This window comes from Kitasatospora sp. NPDC004531, from assembly GCF_053602195.1.
The window spans coordinates 24,782-47,837 of sequence record NZ_JBSGDD010000049.1 but is presented as its reverse complement, the minus strand read 5'-3'; the positions used below and the strand labels follow the sequence as shown (position 1 = coordinate 47,837).

Here is a 23,056-nt window from a genome sequence, read left to right as displayed (position 1 = left end):
CACCCCGTAAGGTGAGGTCATCATGGCTTCCAAGACATTCGAGGAGCTCTTCGCCGAGCTCCAGCAGAAGGCCGCCACCGGCGACCCCGCGACCTCCCGCACCGCCCAGCTCGTGCAGCAGGGCGTCCACGCCATCGGCAAGAAGGTCGTCGAGGAGGCAGCCGAGGTCTGGATGGCCGCCGAGTACCAGTCGCCCGAGGAGGCGGCGGAGGAGATGTCCCAGCTCCTCTACCACGTACAGGTGATGATGATCGCCCGCGGGCTGACGCTCGAAGACGTCTACAAGTACCTGTAAACCACCCCACCGCAGTTCGACGAAGGGTTCCCCTCTCATGCTCCGCATCGCCGTCCCCAACAAGGGTTCGCTCTCGGGTCCCGCGGCGGAGATGCTCCATGAGGCCGGCTACCGGCAGCGCAAGGACGCCAAGGAACTCGTCCTGGTCGACCCGGACAACCAGGTCGAGTTCTTCTTCCTGCGCCCGCGCGACATCGCCGTCTACGTCGGCTCCGGCCGTCTCGACGTCGGCATCACCGGCCGCGACCTGCTGCTGGACTCCGCCTCGGACGCCGAAGAGGTGCTCGCCCTCGGCTTCGCCGCCTCCACCTTCCGCTTCGCCCGCCCGGTCGGCGCCGAGATCAACGGCGTCCAGGACCTGGACGGCCTGCGGATCGCCACCTCCTACACCGGGCTGGTCGAGCAGCACCTCGCCGAGCACGGCGTGAAGGCCACCGTCACCAAGCTGGACGGCGCGGTGGAGACCGCCGTGCACCTGGGCGTCGCCGAGGTGATCGCCGACGTGGTGGAGACCGGCACCAGCCTGCGCAACGCCGGCCTGGAGGTGTTCGGCGACCCGATCCTGATCTCCGACGCCGTGGTCATCCGGCCCAAGGGCGCCGGCGAGGACCCGGCCGTCGAGCAGTTCCTGCGCCGCCTGCAGGGCGTGCTGGTGGCCCGCCGCTACGTGCTGATGGACTACGACATCCGCGCCGAGCAGGTCACCGCGGCCGTCGCGCTCACCCCCGGCCTGGAGTCGCCGACCGTCTCGCCGCTGCACACCGCCGGCTGGGTCGCGGTCCGCTCCATGGTGCTCCGCAAGGAGGCCCAGCGGATCATGGACGACCTGTGGGCCATCGGCGCCCGCGCCATCCTGGTCACCAACATCCACGCCTGCCGCATCTGATCCGTCACCGGAACGGGGGCCGCCCGGACGGCGGCCCCCGCTTCTCCTTGGAGCCACCCTCGTGTCCACCGCCGCCGCCCTCCCCGTGACCTGGGCCCCCCGCCGCAACCGCGCCGTGCTGCTCACGCTGTGCGCCGTGATGGTGGTGCTGTTCACCGTGCTCGCCTTCGCGCTGCCGGACAACTGGCAGCTCCGCGACCGGGTGCTGATGGTGGTCAGCGGCCTGCTGTTCGCCGGTGTCGGCCTGATGCTGGCCCGGCCCAAGGTGGTCGCCGACGCCGACGGCCTGACCGTGGTCAACTTCGTCCGCAGCCGCCGCCTGGCCTGGGCCGAGGTGGTCCGGGTCAACCTCCGCCAGGGCGACCCGTGGGTGATGCTCGACCTCGCCGACGGCACCGCGCTGGCCGCCGTCGGCATCCAGCCCGCCGGCGGCCGCGAGCAGGCCGTCACGGCCGCCCGCACGCTGCGCGACCTGGTCGAGGAGCGCGGCGCGAGCCGGGCCTGACACGTCCGGGCCGACCGGCCCGGAGAACCGTTCGGGTATCGTCTAGGCTGGTAAAAACGCGGCAAAGCCCCCGAGTGTGCGCCTTGCCGCCCAGACTCGCGACCTGAGGAGTGACACCTCCCCTCGATGGACGACCCGTCCGGTAGTACCCGCGCCGCCACGCACATTCCGAGCCAGGAAAGGCGGGCGGCCCGATGACCACCGCCTGGCTCCTGCTGCTCGCGGCATTCCTGCTCATCCTCGCCAACGGCCTGTTCGTGGCCGCCGAGTTCGCGTTCGTCACCGCCGACCGCGGTGCCGTGGAACGCGCCGCGGCCACCGGCGAACGCCGGGCCAAGGGCCTGTCCAAGGCCCTGCGCGAACTGTCCTTCCAACTCTCCGGCGCCCAGCTCGGCATCACCATCACCTCACTGGTGGTCGGCATGCTCGCCGAACCGGCGCTGTCCACGCTGCTCTCGCCGGTGTTCACCGCCGTCGGCCTGCCCGACTCGGCGGCCCGCGGCACCGCGCTGATCGTCGGCCTGGTGCTGGCCACCGTGCTGCAGATGGTGATCGGCGAACTCGTCCCGAAGAACTGGGCGATCTCCCACCCGATGCAGGTCGCCTACGCCGTGGTCGGCCCGCAGCGGGTGTTCTCCGCCGCCTGCCGCCCGCTGATCGCGTTCCTGAACGGCTCCGCCGACCGCATGGTCCGGGCCTTCGGCGTCGAACCGCAGGAGGAGCTCGGCCACGCCCGCACCGCCGACGAACTCGTCGCCCTCGCCCGGCACTCGTACCAGGCCGGCGCGATGGACGAGGAGTCCACCACGCTGTTCGTGCGCACCCTGGGCCTGCGCGAGCTGACCGCCGAATCCGTGATGACCCCCCGGATCGACGTCGCCGCGCTCCAGGAGGACGCCACCGCCGGCGACGTGCTCAACCTCACCCGGGCCACCGGGCTGAGCCGCTTCCCGGTGTACCGCGACAGCCTCGACAACGTCACCGGCACCGTCACGCTCAAGGACGCGCTGGCCGTCCCCGCCGACCGCCGCGACCACACCAAGGTCCGGCACCTGGCGTCGCTGCCGCTGGTCGTCCCCGAGACGCTGCCCGTCGAGCGGCTGCTCGACCTGCTGCGCGGCAGCGAGCCGATGGCCGTGGTGATCGACGAGTACGGCGGCACCGCCGGCGTCGCCACCATCGAGGACATCGTCGAGGAGGTGGTCGGCGAGGTCCAGGACGAGCACGACCCCGACGACGCCCCCGACCTGCGCCCGCTCGCCCCGCGCGACGGACTGCCGGTCTGGGACGCCGACGGCCGGGCCCGGCTCGACCAGCTCGCCAAGATCGGCCTGCACGCCCCCGACGGCCCCTACGAGACCCTCGGCGGCCTGCTCGCCGACCTGCTCGGCAAGCTCCCCGCCGTCGGCGAGAGTGCCGAACTGCCCGGCTGGGAGATGACCGTGACCGCCGTCGACCGGCACCGCACCAGTCGCGTCGAGGTGCGCCGCACCCACGCGGAGGACGACCACGACGACCAGGACGGCCACCGATGAGCGCCCTGCAACTCGCCTTCTCGCTGCTCCTGCTGCTCGGCAACGCGTTCTTCGTCGGCGCCGAGTTCGCCGTCATCTCGGTGCGCCGCAGCCAGATCGAACCGCTTGCCGAGGCCGGCGACAAGCGCGCCCGCACCGTGCTGCACGCGCTGTCCAACGTCTCCGCGATGCTGGCCGCCGCCCAACTCGGCATCACCGTCTGCTCGCTGCTGCTCGGCGCGCTCGCCGAGCCGACCATCGCGCACCTGCTGGAGCCCGCCTTCCACGCGCTCGGCGTGCCCGACTCGGCGATGCACCTGCTCAGCTACGCCATCGCGCTCAGTCTGGTGGTGTTCCTGCACATGGTGATCGGCGAGATGGTGCCGAAGAACATGGCGCTGGCCGGACCGGAGAAGGCCGCGCTGCTGCTCGGCCCGCCGCTGGACCGCCTGGCGCGCTGGCTGGCCCCGTTCATCGCGTTCCTGAACGCCTTCGCCAACGGCGTGCTGCGGCTGTTCCGGGTCGAACCCAAGGACGAGGTCAACTCGGTGTTCACCAGCGAGCAGCTGCTGCTCCTGCTGGCCGACTCCGGTGAGGCCGGCCTGCTGGACGACACCCGCCGCGAACGCCTGGAGGACGCCCTGGAGATGGGCAGCCGCCCCGTCACCGAGGTGATGCTGCCCGCCGAGCAGCTGGTCACCGTCGGCCGCGACGTCACCGGCGAGCAGGTCCAGCAGCTCGCGGTGCGCACCGGCTTCTCGCGCTTCCCGGTCGCCGACGAGCAGGGCGCCGTGCTCGGCTACCTGCACGTCAAGGACTCGCTGGAGGTCGACGACCTGGCCGCGCCCGTCCCTGAGCGGCTGTGGCGGCCGATCACCGTGCTCCGCTCCGGCCTGCCGCTGGACGACGCGCTCGCCGCGATGCGCCGCGCCGCCGCCCACCTGGCGGCCGTGGTGGACGCGGACGGCCGCCAGCTCGGCCTGGTCGCCCTGGAGGACGTCCTGGAGGAACTGGTCGGCGAGGTGCACGACCCCGACCACCGCCACTGACCCTTCGCCCCCGGCCCCGTCGCAGTCGTCTGCGGCGGGGCCGTTCGCTTGTCAGCTCGCGGCCGGCAGCTCGACCGGGTACGGCTCGGCGAAGTCCGCGGAGCGGCTGACCCGCTCCCAGGCGCCGGCCTCGGCGAGCTGTCGGCGGGAGTGGTCGAGGGCCATGTTCACGGCGTTCACGCCGAGCAGCAGGTGGCTCGGGAGGTCGGCGCGGCGGACCGTGCGGACGATGATCCCGGCGGCCCGCTCCGGGTCGCCGGCGGTGCCGGCCCCGGCCTGGCGGACCCGGCGGTTCATCGCGCCGACCGTCTGCTCGTACTCCTCGGGGACGGGGAAGGCGGTCATCGAGGCGCCCGCCCAGTCGGTGGCGAAGCCGCTCGGCTCGACCACCAGGTACCGGATGCCGAACGGCGCGGTCTCGGCGGCCAGCGACCGGGTGAAGCCGTCCACCGCGAACTTGGCGGCCTGGTAGGAGGCGATGCCCGGCGACCCGCCGACCCGCCCGCCGATCGAGGAGAACTGCACCACGGTGCCCGCGCGCCGGCGCCGCAGCGCGGGCAGGGCGGCCTTGGTGACGTGGTAGACGCCCCAGAAGTTGGTCTCGAACTGGGCCCGGAAGTCGTCGTCGTCCGAGGTCTCCACCGGCGAGACGTTGGCGTAGCCGGCGTTGTTCACCAGCACGTCGATCCGGCCGAAGCGGGCGAGCGCGGCGTCGACCGCGGCCTGCGCCGCCGCCGGGTCGGTGACGTCCAGCGGGACGGTGAGGACGCGGTCGCCGTACTCGGCGAGCTGCGCGGCGAGGGCTGCGGGGCGGCGCGCGGTGGCGACGACCAGGTCGCCCGCCGCGAGGACGGCGTCGACCAGGGCGCGGCCGAAGCCGCGGGAGGAGCCGGTGATGAACCAGACCTGCTGCTGAGTGGTGCTCGCTTCTTCGCTCATGGGTTTAGTAAAACACTGTTCTCTTATTAGCGCAACGGCGTTGCGTTAGCGGCTTCTATGATGGCCCCATGAGTCAGCCGGCATTCCGACGGGCGCGCAGCGCCGAGGCCAAACAGGCACGCGAAGGGGCGATCCTGGACGCGGCCCGGGCGCTCGGCGAGGCACGCGGCATCCGCGACGTCACCCTCACCGACATCGCCGCCGAAGTGGGCATGCACAAGTCGGCGCTGCTGCGGTACTTCGAGACCAGGGAGCAGATCTTCCTCGAACTCACCGCCCAGGGCTGGCGCGAGTGGTCCGCCGCGCTGCGCGCCGAGCTCGCCGCCCGCGCGCAGGCCGGCCCCGCCGAGGTCGCCGGCCTGCTCGCCGCGACCCTGTCGGCCCGCCCGATGTTCTGCGACCTGCTCGCCCAGGCCCCGCTCAACCTGGAGCGCAACGTCTCACTGGAGGCGGTGCGCGCCTTCAAGCTCGTCACCCTGGACGAAGTCGCCCTGATCGGAGCCGAGTTGAACCGCCTGCTGGGCCTCGGCGAGCAGCAGGTGCTCGACCTCGCCGCCACCGCGACCGGCCTGGCCGGCGCGCTCTGGCAGATCGCCACCCCCGGCCCCGAGATCCGGGCCCTCTACGCCTCCGACCCCCGCCTCGGCCACGCGATCGTCGAGGTCGAACCCCGCCTGCGCCGCATCCTCACCGCCTACCTGACCGGAGCCCAGGCGGCCGCCCCCGCGTCCTGAGCCCGCGCCCGGCGGGTGCGTCCTCCTCCCGGTGGACACCGCGCCCACCGCGCCGTCCGCCGGGAGGAGGCGGCTCTCGTCCGCCGTGCCGACGGAGGTTCCTGCCCCGGGCGGAGGGCGCGCGGCGGCCGGGGCGGAAGGATTGCGGGTGTCGGGCGAGGTGCCCGACTCCCGTGTCAGCATGGAGGATTGACGATGCGTAAGTACGTTTCCGCCGCCTTGGCCGCCGCCGCGACGGCGACGCTGATCGCCGCTGCCGCCGGCCCCGCCGCGGCCGCCCAGGACTCCGGCCGGCACCTGGGCGTGCACAGCTGGACGCTGCTCAACCAGAACGGCCCCGGCCCCAACCCGGGCCAGCGCTTCACCGCCCAGGTGGAGGCCCGCACCGACAACGGCCGCACCCGCGGACACGTCGTCGCCCAGCACGTCTTCGACGGCGAGGGCACCGTCCGGGTCGAGTTCGACGTGGACTGCCTGGTCGTCGACGGCGGCGTCGTGACCGTCACCGGCCCCGTGGCGAGCGCCCTGGTCACCCCCGCCGACGGCGGCGCGCCGACCACCGGGCCGGCCGGCTGGCACCCCGAGACCGGACTCAGCTTCTACCCGGCCGACGCCGAGGGCCACCTCCGGGTGGGCTGGGCCGGCGCCGACCTGCTGCATCCCGAGAACCCGCCGCGCGCCACCAAGTGCACCCCGACCCCGGCCAACGCCTGGGTCATCGCCGGCCGCACCGTCGTGCACGGCTGACCGGCGCGACCGCGCTCCGTCACTGCCGGCCGTCGATCAACTCGCCGTAGGCCTGGAGGAGATCGGGCAGTCGCAGCGTGGCGAGGTCCTCGCGGGACGGGACGCCGCGCAGCGCGGAGAGCCGCAAGTCCCGGTAGGCGCAGGACTTCTCGTACAGGGTGCGGACGAAGCGGCCGTTGCCGAGCTGGTCGATCCAGCCCTCGGCGACCACGTGTCCGCAGATCGACGCCAGCTCCTCGGCCGCGTCCACGTCCCACTCGTCACCGTCGGTGTGCGCCAACTGCCCGCCGATCTCCGCGAGTTCGGACGGCCGGTAGGACGGGAAGTCGACCCGGGTGGTGAACCGCGAGTTCAGGCCCGGGTTGGTCGCCAGCAGCCGGTTCATGCCCTCCGGGTAGCCGGCCAGGATCACCACCAGCCGGTCCCGGTTGTCCTCGGCGCGCTTCAGCAGCACCTGCAGCGCCTCGTCGCCGAACGCGTCGCCCTTGCTGTAGCCGGAGTTGGCCAGCGAGTACGCCTCGTCGATGAACAGCACGCCGTCCAGCGCCGAGTCGATCAGCTCGTTCGCCTTGACCGCCGTCTGGCCGAGGAACTCGCCCACCAGATCGGCGCGTTGGGCCTCCACCAGGTGGTCCCCGGAGAGCAGGCCGAGGGCGTGGAAGACCCGGCCGAGGATCCGCGCCACCGTGGTCTTGCCGGTGCCCGACGGCCCGGAGAACACGAAGTGCCGCTTCGGCGGCTGCACCGGCAGCCCCCGGTCCGCGCGCAGCCGCGCCATCCTCAACTGCGCCGACAGCGCCCGCACCTGACGCTTCACCGGGTCGAGGCCGACCATCGCCTCCAGCTCCGCCAGCGCCTGGTCCAGCTCCAGCCGGGCGGCCGGCGCCGGGTTCGGACCGGTCGGCGGAATCGCCGCCGCCGCAGGCCAGTTGCCCAGCCGCAGGGGTAACGGCGAAGCGCCGGACGCCCGTTCGGCCAGCTGCCCGCCGCGCGGCTCCCCGGCCGGCGGCTGCGCCCGCTCCGGCCCGACCTCCTCCACCGGCTCCGGCGCGGGATCGAGGGACGGCTCGACGGCCGTCTCCACCGCCGTGCCCCGGTACTCGCCGTACTCGCCCAGCGCGGCGCCCTCCAGCAGCCCGTCCTCGGCGGCGATCGCCGCCAGCCGCTGCTCGGTGTCCATGAACGCGGGATCGGCCCGGTGCACCGCCCGGTACAGCGGCAGCGCCGCCGCACTGCGCCCCGCGCCCTCGTACGCCCGGCCCAGCCAGTAGCGGAGCTCCTTGCGCTGCGGCTGCTCGGAGCGGCACCGGGCCAGCGACGCCGCCAGCGGGCGCTGCGCCTGCGCGCACATGTCGAGCCGGACCCGGGCCATCCCCGCGAACAGGCCGGCCTCGATACCCAGCACCGGATCGTCGAGCAGCCGGTCGGTGTCCCGGATCAACTGCTCCCAGTCCTTCAGCAGATAGGAGCGACAGGCGTGCAGGAACCGCACCGCCGGCTCCTGCTCCGGCGTCGGGCAGGCCGCCAACGCCTGGTCCAGCTCGGTGAGATGACGGCCGTCCAGCCAGTGCGAGGCGTGCGCCAGGGCGAGGTCCTGCGCACTCTCCAGCACCGGCTGCACCCACCAGCCCAGCCAGTACCAGGAACTGAGCGGACGGCGGTGGCGCTCGCGCTGCTCGCCGAACCGCTCGCGGTGCCGGTGCATCGCCAGCAGCGCGCCCGCCGTGTCGCTGCGCAGCGCGTGCAGCCCCAGCCAGGCGTCCGCCATGCCCGGATCCACCCGCACCGCCGCCCGGAACTCCTCCTCGGCCCGGGCGTACGAGCCCGCCGTGTAGGCGTCCATCGCACGCGACCAGGAGCGGTCGGCCTCCGGATCCGGCCCCGCCGCGGCGGACCCTTTGCCGCCGGAACTCTCCACCGTCACTGACGCCCCCCGCCAGACCTCGGGCCGCTTCAAACGCGCCTGCGTGGGCATGGTACCGGCGCGGAGCTGATCCGTAAGGGTGCCGCGCGGGTCAAATGGCGCGAGACGATCGGGTGTTGGGGCCCGCGCCGCTTCCGGCGGGAAAGGGAACGGCGTCTCCGGCTCACGGGGGAACAAGTCGGAGACGCCGTGTCTGTGGTTGCGGATTCAACTGAATTCCGCGACACGCAGAACTTAGATCCTGGCGACGTCGCAGGTCAAGAGCGGTTCAAGGGGTTCACTCAGGGTGTCCCCGACGATCCGCCCGGTGATCCCGTCGACCCGCAGCGAGGCGTACGGACGGCTCGGATCGGCGGCGAAGTGCGCCCGCTCCGCGACCGCCCAACCCGCCCAGAACTCGGCCAGTTCCGGACCGTCGCGCAACTCCCCGCGGGCCCGCGCCGCCACCGCGTCCAACTCCATCCACAGCAGCGCCGCGAGCGCCGGACGCACCGCCCGCCGGCCCGCGCCCACCCCCTCCAGCAGCACCACGGGCGCCGGCGGCACCTCGTGCACGGAGCCGAACTCCCGTGCCGTCCAGTCGTACACGCCGTGCCGGGCCGACCCGCCCCGCGCCAGCGGCCGGAGCACCTGGTCGCGCAGCCGGTCCACCCAGCCGAACGGCTCCCGGTGGGTGGCCAGGTCGTCCAGGTGCACCACCGGCGCACCGCCGAGCGCCGCCGCCAGCCGCCCCGCGAACGTGGTCTTGCCGGAACCGGCGTGCCCGTCCACCGCGACCAGCCGCACCGGGCCCAGCGAGGGCGGCAGCGCGAGCAGGCCCGCGGCGAGCGCGGACAGGTCGGGGAAGGCGTCGGTCATCCGGCCAGCCTACGCGGCCGGCTGCGGGATCCCGGAGGGCGTCGCGCCGCGGCGCCCTCGACGGGAGAGCGGTGCTCAGGCCGCCCGGCGGTCGCGCTGCGCGGGCAGCAGCGCCCGCACCGCGCGGTGGGTGCCCGCGTGCGAGAACGGCTGGGTGCGCCAGTCCAGCGCCGTCGGCAGCGTCACCAGGTTCTCGAAGCCGTCCTGCTCCGGTTGGTCCACGCTCTCGGGCAGGTCGGCCGTCGGCGCGCCGGTGCCCCGGCAGATCGCCGACTGGAAGGGGTTCCACGCGGAGGGCAGCACCGCGTGCTGCGGCAGGCTCTCCTCGTCCCCGATCAACGCGATCGGGCGGTCACAGGCCGGGCAGTGCACCCGGACGATCTCCCAGGTGTCGGCCGCGCCCGGGTCCGTCCCCAAGGACGGCTCGGGCGCGCGGGGTTCGTCCTCGACGTCGGGACGCTGGTCGGTGGAAGGCATCTGATCCCCCTCGGATCGGGCCGGAGTCTCTCGTTGTCCGGGCCACCAGCAGCACTTCCCCTTGACGGCGCGTCATAACCCTGCGCTCCGGCGCACGGTGATGCACCATGTGTGTTCCTTGCCACATTCCGTTGGCATGTGCCCCCCGAATGCGCCCCCGAGGACCGGCCTGCGCGGCCCCGCCGTCATCGAGTAGGTTGACGCCTTGTGGAGGAACTCGACCAGCGCATCGTCCAGCTGCTGCTGCAGGACGGACGGATGAGCTACACGGACCTGGGCAAGGCCACCGGCCTGTCCACCTCGGCCGTGCACCAGCGGGTGCGCCGCCTCGAACAGCGCGGCGTGATCCGCGGCTACACCGCCATCGTCGACCCCGAGGCCGTCGACCTGGCGCTCACCGCGTTCATCTCGGTCAAGCCCTTCGACCCGAGCGCCCCCGACGACACCCCCGAACGCCTGGTCGCCCTCCCCGAGATCGAGGCCTGCCACAGCGTCGCCGGCGACGAGAACTACATCCTCAAGGTCCGCGTCCCCACCCCCGGCGACCTGGAGGACCTGCTCGCCCGGATCCGCGCCGCCGCCGGCGTCTCCACCCGCACCACCGTGGTCCTGTCCACCCCGTACGAGGCCCGCCCCCCGAAGCTCTGAGCAGGGTGTCCGTGGTGCGAGACTGGACGCCATGACCGAACGCACCGACCGGACCGTGCTGCTGCGCGGCGGCAACGTCTACAGCCCCGCCGACCCCTTCGCCACCGCCATGCTGGTCGAGGGCGAACACATCGCCTGGGTCGGCAGCGACGGCGCCGCCGAGGCCTACGCCGACGTCGCCGACGAGATCGTCGAGCTGAACGGCGCCCTGGTCACCCCCGCGTTCGTCGACGCCCACGTGCACGCCACCTCCACCGGCCTCGCCCTCACCGGCCTCGACCTCACCGGCGCCGCCTCGCTCGCCGACGCGCTCGCCGCCGTCACCGCCTTCACCGCGGGCCGCTCCGACGGCGTCCTGCTCGGCCACGGCTGGGACGAGACCCGCTGGCCCGAGCACCGCGCCCCCACCCTCGACGAACTCGACGCCGCCGCCGGCGGGGCCGCGCTCTACCTCTCCCGTACCGACGTCCACTCGGCCCTGGCCAGCAGCGCCCTGCGCGCCCTCGTCCCGACCCTCGCCGACCGCGCCGGGTACTCCGCCGACGGCCCGCTCACCCAGGACGCCCACCACGCCGTCCGCCGCGCCGCCCTCGACCACCTCACCCCCGCCCAGCGCCGCGACGCCCAGCTCGCCACGCTGCGCCGGGCCGCCGAGCTCGGCATCGGCGCGCTGCACGAGTGCGCCGGCCCCGACATCTCCTCCGCCGAGGACCTGGCCGCCCTGCTGGCCCTGGCCGCCGACACCGACGGGCCCGAAGTCTTCGGCTACTGGGGCGAGTTGGGCCCCGAGGGGGTGGCCACCGCGAAGCGGCTCGGCGCGGTCGGCGCGGGCGGCGACCTGTTCGTCGACGGCGCGCTCGGCTCGCACACCGCCTGCCTGCACGAGGCGTACGCCGACACCGACCACACCGGCGTCGCCTACCTGAGCGCCGAGCAGATCGCCGAGCACGTCGCCGCCTGCACCGAGGCCGGCCTGCAGGCCGGGTTCCACGCCATCGGCGACGCCGCGATCGGCGCCGTGGTGGAGGGCGTCCGGGCGGCCGGCGACAAGCTGGGCGCCGAGCGCGTCAAGGCGATGCGGCACCGCGTCGAGCACGCCGAGGCGCTCACCCCCGAGACCCTCGCCGCGTTCGCCGAACTCGGCCTCACCGCCTCCGTCCAGCCGGCCTTCGACGCCGCCTGGGGCGGCCCCGAGGGCATGTACGTCGAGCGCCTCGGCGCCGAGCGCGCGGCCCGGCTGAACCCGTTCGCGGCGATGCTGCGGGTCGGCGTCCCGCTGGCCTTCGGCTCCGACGCGCCCGTCACCCCGCTCGACCCGTGGGGCGCCGTCCGCGCCGCCGCCTTCCACCGCACCCCCGAGCACCGGATCTCGGTGCGCGCCGCGTTCACCGCGCACACCCGGGGCGGCCGCCGCGCCCTCGGCCACGACGCCGACGGCGTGCTGGTGCCCGGCGCGATCGCCTCCTACGCCGTCTGGGCCACCACCGACCTGGTCGTCCAGGCCCCCGACACCCGCATCGCCGGCTGGTCCACCGACCCCCGCTCCGGCACCCCCGGCCTGCCCGACCTGACCCCCGGCGAACCCCTCCCGACCTGCCTGCGCACCGTCGTTCGCGGACGTACCGTCCATAGCCGTCAGGGCTGAGCGGCCCACCCGAACGAGTGAGGTACCTTTCGGGGAACGTCGTACGAAGCAGAGAGATGGTGCGCAGGTGGCACTGCCCGTTTCGCAGGAGCGCCCGGTGGCCGACCTGAAACCGGACGAGGCGCCCCGGCGCCCCGGCCGCGGCGGATGGTGGGCCCGCACCGGGCTGGCCGCCGCGGCCGGGACGGTGATGGCGTTCGCGTTCCCGCCGTACGACGTGTGGCCGCTGTCGATCCTCGGGGTGGCGGCGCTGACGCTGCTGACCCGGGGCCGGCGGGCCCGGCACGGGGCCTGGCTGGGCTTCGTGTTCGGGGTGCCGTTCTTCGTGGTGCTGCTGTCCTGGCTGCGGGTGGTGGGCTGGGACGGCGTGATCGGCCTGTCCGCGATCGAGGCGCTGTTCCTCGCGCTGATGGGCGCCGGCCTGGCGCTCACCTCCAAGCTGCGCGGCTGGCCGCTGTGGGGCGCGATGCTCTGGGTCACCCAGGAGTGGGCGCGCGACCGGCTGCCGTTCGGCGGCTTCCCGTGGGGCCGGCTCGCCTTCGCCAACACCGCCAGCCCGTTCACGCCGCTCGCCGCGCTCGGCGGGGCCCCGCTGGTCACCTTCGCGGTGGCCTCCTGCGGCACGCTGCTGGCCTGGGCCGCGCTGTGCGCGCTGCGGGCCCGCCGCTCCGGCGACGCCGCCGCGCTGCCCTGGCGCCCCGTCGCGGGCGGCCTGGCCGCCGTCGCGCTGGTGCTGATCGGCTACGCGGTGCCGGTGCCGACCACCGCCGCCGACACCGTGAAGGTCGCCGTCGTCCAGGGCAACGTGGACCGCCCCGGCATGGACTTCCTCGGCCGCCCGATGCTGGTGCTGAACAACCACGCCGGCGCCACCGAGCAGCTCGCCGCGGACGTCGCCGCCGGCAAGGTGCCCAAGCCCGACGTGGTGATCTGGCCGGAGAACGCCTCCGACCTGGACCCGTTCACCGACCCGGCCGCCTACGCCCGGATCGACCAGGCCGTGAAGACCATCGGCGTCCCCACCCTGGTCGGCGCCCTGGTCGACGGCCCCGACGAGCAGCACGTCCGCAACGAGGGCATCGTCTGGGATCCGGTCTCCGGCCCGGGGGAGTCCTACACCAAGCAGCACCCGGTGCCGTTCGGCGAGTACGTGCCGTTCCGCGCCGAACTCTCCAAGGTGATCACCCGCCTGCAGCGGGTCGCCCGCGACTTCTACCCCGGCACCGGCAGCGGCGTCATGCACCTCGGCCCGGCCCGGATCGGCGACGTGATCTGCTTCGAGGTCGCCTACGACGAGATCGTCCGCGACACCGTCAACCAGGGCGGCCGGGTGCTGGTCGTGCAGACCAACAACGCCACCTACAACCGCACCGGGCAGACCGAGCAGCAGCTGGCGATGTCCCGGCTGCGCGCCGTCGAGCACGGCCGCGCGGTGCTGATCGCCGCCACCAGCGGCGTCAGCGCCGTGATCACCCCCGACGGCGAGGTCCAGCAGCGCACCGCGGAACTCGACCAGGAAGTGCTGAACGCCGTGGTGCCGCTGCGCGACAGCCAGACGATCGCCGACAAGGTCGGCGCCGGGCCGGAGTGGGTGCTCGCCCTCGGCGGCCTGCTGGCCTGCGGCGTCGCGGCCGCCGCCGGGTGGCAGCGGCGCCGGGCGGCCAAGCGGTCCTGACCGGGCCGGTACGGGCCGGCAGGGCGCGGACGGGCCGGGCCGCCGGAACATGCGGCGGCGCCGGGCCGTTGTGCAGGGTGGTGCCGTGAACGCCGCCGGAGCCGCCGGCCGCACCTGAGAGCACCGCGTTGGAGTGGATCCGTACCGTGTCCCAGCAAGCAACCCCGGCCCGTCCGACCCGGCGCGGGCGCCTCGCCCGGTTCCTGCCGCTGCTGATCGCCGCCTGGGTGGTACTGGAGATCTGGCTGGTCACCGTGGTGGCCGGGTGGGTGGGCTGGTTCCTGACCCTGGTGCTGCTGGTGGCCGGGGTGTTCCTGGGCGGCACCGTGATCAAGCGAGCCGGGGTGCGGGCGTTCCGCGCCGCCGTCGAACTCTCCAAGGACCCGAAGTCCGCGCAGCCGCAGACCGGCACCTCGATGACGGTGCTGGCCGGCGTCCTGCTGATCCTGCCGGGCTTCCTCTCCGACCTGCTGGCCGCCACCCTGCTGCTCCCGCCGACCCGCGCCCTGTGGCGGGCCGCCGCCCGCCGCCTCACCGGCAGCGTGCTGCGCTCCACCGCCCCGGTCGGCGCGGACCGGTTCGCCGACGCGATGCGCCTGCAGGAGCAGCTGCGCATCCACCGCCCCGACGGCAAGGTCGTCCAGGGCGAGGTCGTCGACCCGCCGAGCCAGCCGCAGGGCCCGGACACCGAGTACCGGCCGCCGATCGCCCCCTGAGCCCCTTCGCCGGGTGCGCGCCCCCGGGGTGCGCACCCGGCGGCGTGCCCAGCCACGCGTGGTGCCCGGCACGCACGCGGCAACGCCGAAGGGCCCCGGAGTTCCCGGGGCCCTTCGGCAGTGGTGCTGTCGTCCGCCGTCAGGCGGACTTGCGGGAATCGCGCGGGTGGACCGCCAGGTTCATCCCGCCGGAGCGGAGCACGGCCAGGCGCTCGGCCAGGACCTCCTCCAGCTCCTCGCGCGTCCGGCGCTCCATCAGCATGTCCCAGTGGGTGCGCGTCGGCTTGGTCTTCTTCTCCTCGGGCTCCTCGCCGTCGAGGAGTGCGGCCTCCTGGCCACAGAAGCGGCATTCCCACACCACGGGGATCTCCGCCTCGACCGAGAACGGCACCTCGAAGCGGTGTCCGTTCTGACATGCGTACTCGACGGTCTGGCGCGGTGCCAGGTCAATGCCGCGGTCGGTCTCGTAGCTGGTCGCCCCGAGTCGCGTGCCGCGGAGAGCTCGCTCGCTCATGAATCGTGCCTCCCGGGCTTCTTGCCCACAGGACTAGTGGTCGCTGTCTTCGTCGATGGGTCCAACGCCCGACCTCCGACGAAGATTCCCGTCCTGGGACATACGTCGCCTGTCGTGCCGCCCCTGTTTGTACCCATGGTCGCCCGATTTGTCACATCTGAGCGGTGATATCACCCGGCGTGTCACATTTTGTGCAGTTTCAGCAGGAGAAAAAGCGACCGCACCGCGGGGCCGTCAGGCCGGGCGCGGCTGCGCCGGGGAGGCGTCCTTGGTGAGCCGCACCTCGGAGGGCTCCGGCTCGGGCTCGGCCGCGGGCTCCGGCTCGGCGGCCGCGGGGGCCTCGGTGCGGGAGTCGCGGTGCGGGAGCAGCGCGATCACCGCCTCGCGCAGCGCCTGCGGGGCCTCGTCGTCCAGCGGGTCGACCGTCACCGGGACCTGCACCCGGACCGGGGCCGCCGTGCCGATCCGGGCGTAGCCGCGGCCGGGCGGGGTGTGCGCGGCGGGCGCGATGTCCAGCGGCACGCCCAGGGCGGCCGAGCCGGACTCGGAGGTGACCGGGCCGAGCACCACCCGGGCCCGGGTGCTGGTGTGCACGGTGGCGGAGATCCGGTCGCGGGCCTCCAGGTCGTCCACGAACACCACCGTGACCCGGGCCGCCCGGCCGTGCCGCAGCGGCAGCTCCAGCAGCTCCTGCGGGTCGGTGCGGCCCTCGGCGTGGGCCAGCTCGGACAGCTCGGTGAGGTGGTCCAGCAGGATCCACAGCGGCCGGGTGACGTCCGCCGGCGCCGCCACCCCGTGGTGCCGGGCCGCGTTCAGCGCCATCAGCCGCCGCTCGGTCTCCTTCGCCACCCACTCCAGCGCGGCCAGCGCCCCGTGCAGGCTGGTCTCCACGGTGTACACGCCCGGACGGTTCACCAGGCAGGCGTGCTCGCCGGTGCTGGCACCGTCCACCACCACCAGGTCCCCGTACGGCAGCGCCTGCAGCGCGATCGACCGCAGCAGCGTCGAGGTGCCGAACCCGGCCGCGCCGAGTGCCAGCAGGTGCGGCTCCGCCGAGCGCGGGCCGACCCGCCAGACCACCGGCGGCTGCTGCTCGGTCGCGCCGCCCTGCTCGATCGGGATGGTGCGGTTGCTGCCCGCGCCGTCGGTGAAGCCGAGCACGATCTCGCCCGGCGCGGTGACGAAGCGCTGCGCCACGATGTCGGCGGGCAGCGGGGCGAGGGCGCTCACCCGCAGCCGGTTGATCTCCTCGTCCCAGTCGAAGCGGTACTCCCGGGAGCGGCCCGCCTTGCCCTGCACCACCTGCTCGATGCGGGCCCGGGCGGCGGGCTCGGTGTCGGTGAAGTACGCCGGGTAGGAGATCTCCAGCGCGCTCAGCCGCCCGTCCGCGTCGAACTCCCAGCCGGAGAACGCCGCCCGCCACTCGCCGTCCAGCCGGTACAGCGCGAAGGGCTCGTCGAGGCCGCCGAGGTACGGGGTGAGCGCCGCGTACAGCGCGGTCAGCTTGACCTCGGCGAGGTCCGGTTCGGGCTCGGGCGCGGACTTGGGGCTGCGGCCGACCCAGGCGGCCGAGGCGAGCAGGGCGACCAGGGCCAGCAGCGGGCCGTGCGGCAGCAGGAAGACGCCGACCGTGACGGCCGCGCCGACCAGCAGCGTCGGGCCGCGCCGCTCCTTCGGGGTGGCGGCCCAGCGGGCCTTGGCCCAGTCGGCATGGCGGCGCAGGCCGCGACCGATCAGCGTCAGCGGCGCGAACACGTCGGCCGCGTGGTCGCCGGCCGAGCGGGCGAGGTCGCGGCCCCGGTTGAAGTGGCGGGTGAAGGACATGCGGACTCCCGAGGCGGGGGCGTGGGCGGGGGACGGGGATCAGCTGAGAACGGGACGACCCGGGGCGGTGGGACTGCCGCGCCCGGGCCGTGCGGAACCGGGGCCGGTCAGAACCTCAGGCCGCCGATCAGGCTGGCCAGACTCGCGCCGCCCGCCTGGATGCTCGGGGCGATCGAGGAGCCCGCGACGTAGAAGCCGAACAGTGCGCAGACCAGGGCGTGGGAGATCTTCAGCCCGTCCCGCCGGAAGAACAGGAAGGCGATCACGCCGAACAGGACGATGCCGGAGATGGAGAGAATCACGGGACGCTCCTTCACGGGGGCGGGGACAATATGACAGAAAGTGTCTTCATCGTGACAAAAAGTAATAGATGATGGTGTGCGGCAAGCGGGTGGATCTTCCAAGGCCGCCCGAACGGCGGCTCGACCACCGGCCGGGAACGGCTCCGGGTTCGACCGCCCCCCGCACGGCCGCCCGGCGGCGGCCCGTACCCTGGCTGGCATGGAGATCCGCACCACGGGCTTCGGACACCCCGACGCCCAGAAGCTCGCCGACGAAGTGCAGCAGGAGTACGTCGTCCGATACGGCGACGGCGACCAGACCGCCGTGCACACCGACCACTTCGACCCGCCCGCCGGGCTGTTCGTGATCGGCTACGCGGACGGCGAACCGGTGGCCTGCGGCGGATGGCGGGTCAAGGAGCGCGACGAGGACGGCCTGCGCGACGGCGACGCCGAGCTCAAGCGGATGTACGTCGTCCCCGCCGCCCGCGGCAAGGGGTACGCCCGGGAGCTGCTGCGCCACCTGGAGCGGGCCGCGATCGCCGCCGGGCGGACCCGGATGGTGCTGGAGACCGGCACCCTGCAGCCCGAGGCGATCGGCCTGTACACCTCCGAGGGGTACGCCGACATCCGCAAGTTCGGCTACTACAAGGACCACGAGCTCAGCATCTGCATGGGCAAGGAACTCGTCCGCGAGGAAAGCGCGTTGAGCGCCGACGCGCTGTAACTTTCGCCCCCGCACCGGTACTTGGAGCGGCCGCCGACACCCGGAGCGCCGGGCGGCGGCCGCTCCGCCGTTCCCGGGCCGCCGCAGGTCGGGGGTGTCGGCGGCGGGCCGGGGCGATCAACTGCCGTGGCCGGCAGGGCAGTCGGCGGTGACGGCGGGCCGTTGCCCGGGGCGGGCGGCCGACCGTACGGTCCGTCCACCCACCCACCCCCGGAAGGACGAACCATGGCTGCACAGTTGCGCGCAGCAGGCCGGCGCGGGCCCGCCCTCGCCGCGCTCGCCCTCGCCGCCGCCGGCGGACTGCTCGCCGCCGCCACCCTCGGCAGCGGCCCCGCCGGAGCCGCCGGCACCACCCTGCGCGACCTCGCCGAGGCCAAAGGCAGCTACTTCGGCACCGCCATCACCCAGTCGAACCTGAACACCCCCGCGCTCACCGCCGTCGCCGGCACCCAGTTCGACATGGTCACCCCCGGCAACGAGATGAAGTGGGACACCACCGAATCCTCCGCCAACAACTTCAACTTCGGCCCCGGCGACCAGATCGTCTCCTTCGCCAAGGCCCACAGCATGCGGGTGCGCGGCCACACCCTGGTCTGGCACAGCCAGCTGCCGTCCTGGGTGAGCAACCTCCCCACCGGCCAGGTGAAGGCCGCGATGGAGAACCACATCACCACCGAGGCCACCCACTACAAGGGCCAGCTCTACGCCTGGGACGTCGTCAACGAGCCCTTCAACGAAGACGGTTCACTGCGCACCAGCGTCTTCTACAACGCCATGGGCGCCGACTACATCGCCGACGCGCTGCGCACCGCGCGGGCAGCCGACCCGAACGCCAAGCTCTACCTGAACGACTACAACATCGAAGGCCTCAACGCCAAGAGCGACGCCATGTACCAGCTGGTCTCCTCGCTCAAGTCGCAGGGCGTGCCGATCGACGGCGTCGGCCTGGAGAGCCACTTCATCGTCGGCCAGGTCCCCAGCAGCATGAAGGCCAACATCCAGCGCTTCGCCGCGCTCGGCCTCGACGTCGCGATCACCGAACTCGACGACCGGATGCAGACCCCCGCCAGTGCCGCCAACCTGGCCCAGCAGGCCACCGACTACGCCACCGTGATCGGCAACTGCCTGGCCGTCAGCCGCTGCGTGGGCGTCTCGCAGTGGGGCGTCGGGGACGCCGACTCGTGGATCCCCGGGGCGTTCAGCGGGTACGGCGCCGCCACCATGTACGACAACAACTACCTGCCGAAGTCGGCCTACAACGCGGCCGTCACCGCGCTCGGCGGCGCGGCCGGATCGCCCTCGCCGTCCTCGTCCTCCTCCCCGTCCACCCCGCCCTCGGGGACGGGCTGCAAGGTCAGCACCCAGGTCAACGCCTGGAACAGCGGCCTGACCGAGAACGTCACCGTCACCAACACCGGCGGCAGCGCCGTCAACGGCTGGTCGGTCAAGTTCACGCTGCCCGCCGGGCAGAGCGTCACCAGCGCCTGGAACGCCACCGTCACGCCGGCGAGCGGGCAGGTCACGGCGAGCGACCTGGGCTACAACGCGGCCGTTCCGGCCGGGGGATCGACCAGCTTCGGGTTCAACGCCAACCACACCGGGAACACCGCCGCGGCCACCGGATTCACCCTCAACGGGGTTGCCTGCACGATGGGTTGAGCCACCGGCCGGCGGTCCGCGCCCGCCGGGACGAAACCTCCTCGCCGGGGCGGGCGCGGTACGGCATTCTGACGGCGATGAACGAGAACAGCGAACTGAGCGAGGCCGAACTGCGGCGGATCGCCGAACGGCTGGCCGGGATCGGCGGCATCGTCGGCGTCTGCCTCGGCGGCAGCCGGGCACGCGGGGCGCACGCCGCCGGATCCGACTACGACCTCGGCCTGTACTACCGGGCCGGCGAACTCGACACCGCCGCGCTGCGTCGCCTCGCCGCCGAACTCTGCGGCCGCCCGGTCGAGGTGACCGAACCGGGCGGCTGGGGGCCGTGGGTCGACGGCGGCGCGTGGCTGGACATCGGCCCGGCGCGGGTGGACTGGATCTACCGGGACGTCGACCGGGTCCGCCGCTACGCCGCAGAGGCCCGGGCCGGCCGGTACGTCGGCGGGCAGCAGGCAGGGCACCCGTACGGTGTGCCGTCCTACACGTACGTCGGCGAACTGGCGCTGGGGCTGGTACTCGCCGAGCAGGACGGCACACTGACGGAGCTTCAGGACGAAGTACGGGAATTCCCATCCGAGTTGACGCGCAGGCTGGAGGCGGACGCCGGGTGGGAGGTGCCGTTCACGCTGGCGGTCGCCCGGAAGGGGGCGCGGCGCGGCGACGCCGGGTACGTGCAGGGGTGCCTGTTCCGGGCGGTCGGGCTACTGGTGCACGCCCTGCACGCGCGGGCCGGGCGGTGGCTGGTGAACGAGAAGGGCGCGATCGCCTCGGCCGGTCAACTACCCTGTGCGCCGACGGACTTCGAGCGACGGGCGCAGGCGCTGTTCGCCCCCGGCGGGGTGGACGCGGCGGCGCTCGGCGCGGTGCTGGACGCGGCGGAGGCGCTGGCGGCCGAGGTGCTGGCGGGCGGGCGGCACGGCTGAGTTCGTCGAACTGGCCACGCCCAGGCCGGTGTTGCGGCAGTGGCGGGACGACGACCTGGACCGCTGGGCGGAGCTGAACGCCGACCCCGAGGTGTGTTGTCACCTCGGCGGCGTGCTCGACCGGGAAGGGTCGGCGGGCGCGCGCGGTTGGGCCGGTGGGCCGTCCAACTCCGCGGCGGTGGGCGGTTCCTGGGGTTCGCCGGGCTGGATCAGGTGGACGAGGAAGCGCCGGTCGAAGGGGTGGAGGTCGGCCGACGGCTGCGCCGGGACGCCTGCGGCACGGGTGTGCGACGGGGGCGGCGCGGGCCGTACTGCGGTGCGGCTTCGAGGAGTTGGGCCTGTCGGAGGCCCTGGCGCTGATCGCCGGCGGACGGTGACCGGCTCCGTCGCTCAGAGCATCGCTGACCAGAAGGACGCCTCGTAGGACTGCATCAGACGGGCGGCGTGGCGGGCCCTGTCGGCGGATTCGCCCGCGTCCAGGGCGGATTGGAGCAGGCCGAGGGCGGTGGCCTCGAAGTCCGGGGGGAGGGTGGCGAAGAAGCGGAAGAAGGCGGTGGCCTCGGGGGAGAGGCCGTAGTGCTCCGGGAGGGCGGCGGCGAGGCGGGCGCAGTAGCCGCCCCAGAAGCCGAAGTTGGCGAGCAGGGCGAGCACCGTCTCGCTCAGGGCGCCGAACTGGGCCAGCCAGGCGAGGTAATGAGGGTAGCTCTGCGCCGCCGGGCGGGGGCGGTACGCGGCCAGGTCGGCGGGGGAGAGGCCGACGGCGGCGGCGAACGGGGGGAGCAGGTCGAGGGCCTGGCCCTCGCCCTCCGCGAGGCCGAGGAAGAACGGGGCGGCGGCCGGGCCGGAGTCGGCGAAGCGGGCGGCGAGCAGGGCGAACGAGCGCCGGTCGCTGCGGATGATCCGGTCCTCCTCGCCGGCGATCCGGCGCAGCGACTCGACGGGCGCGGTGCCCGCCTCCACCAGCTCGACCAGGCGGTTGCGGGCGGCGGCGGGGGCGAGCTCGGCGACGGTGCGCTCGTACAACTCGCGTGCTGCGGTGCGTGCGGGAACGGGTGCGGACACCCGCCCAGGCTACGGGCGGGTGTCCGCACACGCCGGAGTGCCACACCGGGACGGCGGTGGGCGACGCGGCGTCAGGGGGTGCGGCGGAAGGTGCCGACGATGCTGGTGGCGCCCAGGACGTACGGCTCGATGGCGGCGGTGACCTGCTCGTACGTCAGGCCGGCCGTCGGGAGGGTCGGGGTGGACAGCGCGTACAGCGTGAACACGTAGTGGTGGGGCTGGCCCGTGGCGGGCGGGCAGGGGCCGCCCCAGCCGGGGACCGGCAGGCCGTAGGCGGTGTAGCTGTTGGTGCCCGAGGTGAACTGGACCTTGCCGTGGCCGTCGATCCGGTGGGCCGAGCCCGGGATGTCGTACAGCACCCAGTGGTGCCAGCCGCCGGCCAGCGGCGCGTCCGGGTCGTTCACCAGCAGGGCGTAACCGGCGGTGCCCTCCGGGGCGTTGCGCCAGTCCAGCTGCGGCGCGAGGTTCTTGCCGTGGCAGGACGCCTCCTCGGTGCCGGGGCCGCCGAGCTCGGTCCAGGCCGGGAGCTTGCCGCCGTCGCGGAAGTCCGGGCTGGTGAGGGTGAACGGCGTGAGCCGGGCGCCGGAGGCGGCGTCCGCGGTGGTCGCCGGGGCGGCGGCGGTGAGCGTGCAGCTGACGGCCAGCGCGGCGGCGGCGACAGCGGCCGTTCGGAGCGCGGGCAGGCGAGAGATGATCAACTTGACCCCCGTGTCGTTGATTTGACGCCCGTGAACTACACCGGGCGGCCGCCAGCTAAGCCGGGAACGGGCGGCCGGTCAAGGGGTTCGGATGCTGAACGTTCGGACGGGAAGGGCGGGGCGGGGTCAGCGGCGGGTCTGCTCGACGTCGGTGCGCAGCCGGGCCAGGGTGGCGCGCATGCCGGTGCGGTTGAGGGCCGCGCGGTCGGCGGGGCGGGTGCCGGAGAAGACCCGGGCCAGCAGGTCGGTCAGGCGGGAGCCGGGGCCGGTGCGCAGGTCCTCCCAGTACTCGGTGACGCGGACGGCGTCGGGCCCCTCCGGTTCGATCAGGTAGCCCCAACTGGCCACCGACAGGCCGAAGACGCCCACGTGGAAGGCGAACTCCCGGGAGGGTTCGGCGGTGGTGACCCGGCAGTCGGTGAACCACAGGAACGGGCCCTTGCGGTTGAAGCCGAGGAAGCGGGCGCCGACGGCGACCGGCCCGCCGCCCAGGCGGCGGACGCCGATGCACTCCGGGCTCCAGCGGGCCATGTTCCGCAGATCGGTGACGGCGGCGTACACGGACTCGGCGGACGCGCGCACCGTCACGCTCTCCCGAAGGGTCCATTGGCGGGTCACAGGGGCCTCCCGGGCTGGAAGTGACTGACGAGTAGGCTCCGACCGTATGCGCCGGGCGGAGCGCGCCGCAAGGCCCAAATCCGCTCGTCGGAGGGGTACTTGACGGCCCGCGAGGGCGCTCGCTAGCGTGGAACGAGA

24 protein-coding genes are annotated in these 23,056 nt (G+C 73.8%); 14 read left to right on the top strand and 10 right to left on the bottom strand.

The window, feature by feature from the left end; translation table 11 throughout:
• Positions 1–22: 22 nt before the first annotated feature.
• The 5 genes from ACWEMJ_RS20405 to ACWEMJ_RS20385 all read left to right on the top strand — a co-directional run bounded on the left by ACWEMJ_RS20405 (position 23) and on the right by ACWEMJ_RS20385 (position 4,249).
• Complete coding sequence (locus ACWEMJ_RS20405; RefSeq protein WP_400298587.1) at positions 23–295, top strand: phosphoribosyl-ATP diphosphatase; 273 nt, start codon at positions 23–25, stop codon at positions 293–295.
• 37 nt (positions 296–332) lie between these two features.
• Positions 333–1,181, top strand: a complete 849-nt coding sequence (hisG, locus tag ACWEMJ_RS20400; RefSeq protein ID WP_452138479.1) for an ATP phosphoribosyltransferase — start codon at positions 333–335, stop codon at positions 1,179–1,181.
• Positions 1,182–1,242: 61 nt separating this feature from the next.
• Positions 1,243–1,686 carry a PH domain-containing protein gene (locus ACWEMJ_RS20395; protein WP_452138478.1) on the top strand — a complete coding sequence of 148 codons (444 nt, stop codon included), beginning with the start codon at positions 1,243–1,245 and terminating at the stop codon, positions 1,684–1,686.
• A gap of 194 nt (positions 1,687–1,880) precedes the next feature.
• Complete coding sequence (locus ACWEMJ_RS20390; protein WP_452138477.1) at positions 1,881–3,221, top strand: hemolysin family protein; 1,341 nt, start codon at positions 1,881–1,883, stop codon at positions 3,219–3,221.
• Positions 3,218–4,249 (top strand): hemolysin family protein, encoded by a 1,032-nt coding sequence (locus tag ACWEMJ_RS20385; protein ID WP_452138476.1) that lies wholly within the window; start codon positions 3,218–3,220, stop codon positions 4,247–4,249. Before ACWEMJ_RS20390 ends, ACWEMJ_RS20385 begins: the two co-directional genes overlap by 4 nt.
• A gap of 51 nt (positions 4,250–4,300) precedes the next feature.
• Here ACWEMJ_RS20385 and ACWEMJ_RS20380 read toward each other — a convergent pair whose 3' ends face one another.
• Positions 4,301–5,188 carry an SDR family NAD(P)-dependent oxidoreductase gene (locus tag ACWEMJ_RS20380; RefSeq protein ID WP_452138475.1) on the bottom strand — a complete coding sequence of 296 codons (888 nt, stop codon included), beginning with the start codon at positions 5,186–5,188 and terminating at the stop codon, positions 4,301–4,303.
• A 68-nt stretch (positions 5,189–5,256) separates the two neighbouring features.
• Between ACWEMJ_RS20380 and ACWEMJ_RS20375 the strand changes: the two genes are divergently transcribed.
• Positions 5,257–5,922 (top strand): TetR family transcriptional regulator, encoded by a 666-nt coding sequence (locus tag ACWEMJ_RS20375; RefSeq protein ID WP_452138474.1) that lies wholly within the window; start codon positions 5,257–5,259, stop codon positions 5,920–5,922.
• Positions 5,923–6,117: 195 nt separating this feature from the next.
• Complete coding sequence (locus ACWEMJ_RS20370) at positions 6,118–6,669, top strand: hypothetical protein (RefSeq protein ID WP_452138473.1); 552 nt, start codon at positions 6,118–6,120, stop codon at positions 6,667–6,669.
• A gap of 19 nt (positions 6,670–6,688) precedes the next feature.
• Here the strand turns inward: ACWEMJ_RS20370 and ACWEMJ_RS20365 are convergent, their stop codons facing one another.
• The 3 genes from ACWEMJ_RS20365 to ACWEMJ_RS20355 form a co-directional block, all read right to left on the bottom strand.
• Complete coding sequence (locus ACWEMJ_RS20365; protein WP_452138472.1) at positions 6,689–8,512, bottom strand: AAA family ATPase; 1,824 nt, start codon at positions 8,510–8,512, stop codon at positions 6,689–6,691.
• 315 nt (positions 8,513–8,827) lie between these two features.
• Positions 8,828–9,451, bottom strand: a complete 624-nt coding sequence (locus tag ACWEMJ_RS20360; RefSeq protein ID WP_452138471.1) for a uridine kinase family protein — start codon at positions 9,449–9,451, stop codon at positions 8,828–8,830.
• Between the two features lie 75 nt (positions 9,452–9,526).
• Positions 9,527–9,928, bottom strand: coding sequence for a hypothetical protein (locus ACWEMJ_RS20355; protein ID WP_452138470.1), 402 nt, complete (start codon positions 9,926–9,928; stop codon positions 9,527–9,529).
• Between the two features lie 207 nt (positions 9,929–10,135).
• On the opposite strand from ACWEMJ_RS20355, the gene ACWEMJ_RS20350 reads away from it, so the two are divergent.
• The 4 genes from ACWEMJ_RS20350 to fxsA all read left to right on the top strand — a co-directional run bounded on the left by ACWEMJ_RS20350 (position 10,136) and on the right by fxsA (position 14,612).
• Entirely contained in the window at positions 10,136–10,576 is a 441-nt protein-coding gene (locus tag ACWEMJ_RS20350; RefSeq protein WP_380466084.1) for an Lrp/AsnC family transcriptional regulator, read from the top strand.
• Positions 10,577–10,607: 31 nt separating this feature from the next.
• Complete coding sequence (locus ACWEMJ_RS20345) at positions 10,608–12,221, top strand: amidohydrolase (RefSeq protein ID WP_452138469.1); 1,614 nt, start codon at positions 10,608–10,610, stop codon at positions 12,219–12,221.
• Between the two features lie 67 nt (positions 12,222–12,288).
• Positions 12,289–13,896 (top strand): apolipoprotein N-acyltransferase, encoded by a 1,608-nt coding sequence (gene lnt / locus ACWEMJ_RS20340; RefSeq protein WP_452138468.1) that lies wholly within the window; start codon positions 12,289–12,291, stop codon positions 13,894–13,896.
• Positions 13,897–14,042: 146 nt separating this feature from the next.
• Entirely contained in the window at positions 14,043–14,612 is a 570-nt protein-coding gene (gene fxsA, locus ACWEMJ_RS20335) for an FxsA family membrane protein (protein ID WP_452138467.1), read from the top strand.
• Positions 14,613–14,751: 139 nt separating this feature from the next.
• Here fxsA and ACWEMJ_RS20330 read toward each other — a convergent pair whose 3' ends face one another.
• The 3 genes from ACWEMJ_RS20330 to ACWEMJ_RS20320 all read right to left on the bottom strand — a co-directional run bounded on the left by ACWEMJ_RS20330 (position 14,752) and on the right by ACWEMJ_RS20320 (position 17,252).
• Positions 14,752–15,126, bottom strand: a complete 375-nt coding sequence (locus ACWEMJ_RS20330; protein ID WP_073816413.1) for an RNA polymerase-binding protein RbpA — start codon at positions 15,124–15,126, stop codon at positions 14,752–14,754.
• 234 nt (positions 15,127–15,360) lie between these two features.
• Complete coding sequence (locus ACWEMJ_RS20325) at positions 15,361–16,950, bottom strand: hypothetical protein (protein WP_452138466.1); 1,590 nt, start codon at positions 16,948–16,950, stop codon at positions 15,361–15,363.
• Between the two features lie 107 nt (positions 16,951–17,057).
• Entirely contained in the window at positions 17,058–17,252 is a 195-nt protein-coding gene (locus ACWEMJ_RS20320; protein WP_452138465.1) for a hypothetical protein, read from the bottom strand.
• A 199-nt stretch (positions 17,253–17,451) separates the two neighbouring features.
• Here ACWEMJ_RS20320 and ACWEMJ_RS20315 point away from each other — a divergent pair, with 199 nt between their 5' ends.
• The 3 genes from ACWEMJ_RS20315 to ACWEMJ_RS20305 all read left to right on the top strand — a co-directional run bounded on the left by ACWEMJ_RS20315 (position 17,452) and on the right by ACWEMJ_RS20305 (position 20,540).
• The gene (locus tag ACWEMJ_RS20315; RefSeq protein ID WP_452138464.1) at positions 17,452–17,958 is read left to right on the top strand and encodes a GNAT family N-acetyltransferase; all 507 of its coding nucleotides are present in this window, start codon (positions 17,452–17,454) and stop codon (positions 17,956–17,958) included.
• A gap of 225 nt (positions 17,959–18,183) precedes the next feature.
• Entirely contained in the window at positions 18,184–19,617 is a 1,434-nt protein-coding gene (locus ACWEMJ_RS20310; protein WP_452138463.1) for an endo-1,4-beta-xylanase, read from the top strand.
• Between the two features lie 77 nt (positions 19,618–19,694).
• Complete coding sequence (locus ACWEMJ_RS20305) at positions 19,695–20,540, top strand: nucleotidyltransferase domain-containing protein (RefSeq protein WP_452138462.1); 846 nt, start codon at positions 19,695–19,697, stop codon at positions 20,538–20,540.
• A gap of 390 nt (positions 20,541–20,930) precedes the next feature.
• On the opposite strand, the gene ACWEMJ_RS20300 is transcribed toward ACWEMJ_RS20305, so the two are convergent.
• The 3 genes from ACWEMJ_RS20300 to ACWEMJ_RS20290 all read right to left on the bottom strand — a co-directional run bounded on the left by ACWEMJ_RS20300 (position 20,931) and on the right by ACWEMJ_RS20290 (position 22,918).
• Positions 20,931–21,602 carry a thiaminase II/PqqC family protein gene (locus ACWEMJ_RS20300; RefSeq protein WP_452138461.1) on the bottom strand — a complete coding sequence of 224 codons (672 nt, stop codon included), beginning with the start codon at positions 21,600–21,602 and terminating at the stop codon, positions 20,931–20,933.
• Between the two features lie 71 nt (positions 21,603–21,673).
• Positions 21,674–22,300: a YbhB/YbcL family Raf kinase inhibitor-like protein gene (locus tag ACWEMJ_RS20295; protein WP_452138460.1), complete on the bottom strand. Its 627-nt coding sequence runs from the start codon at positions 22,298–22,300 to the stop codon at positions 21,674–21,676.
• A gap of 126 nt (positions 22,301–22,426) precedes the next feature.
• The gene (locus ACWEMJ_RS20290; RefSeq protein ID WP_452138459.1) at positions 22,427–22,918 is read right to left on the bottom strand and encodes an SRPBCC family protein; all 492 of its coding nucleotides are present in this window, start codon (positions 22,916–22,918) and stop codon (positions 22,427–22,429) included.
• Positions 22,919–23,056 lie beyond the last annotated feature (138 nt).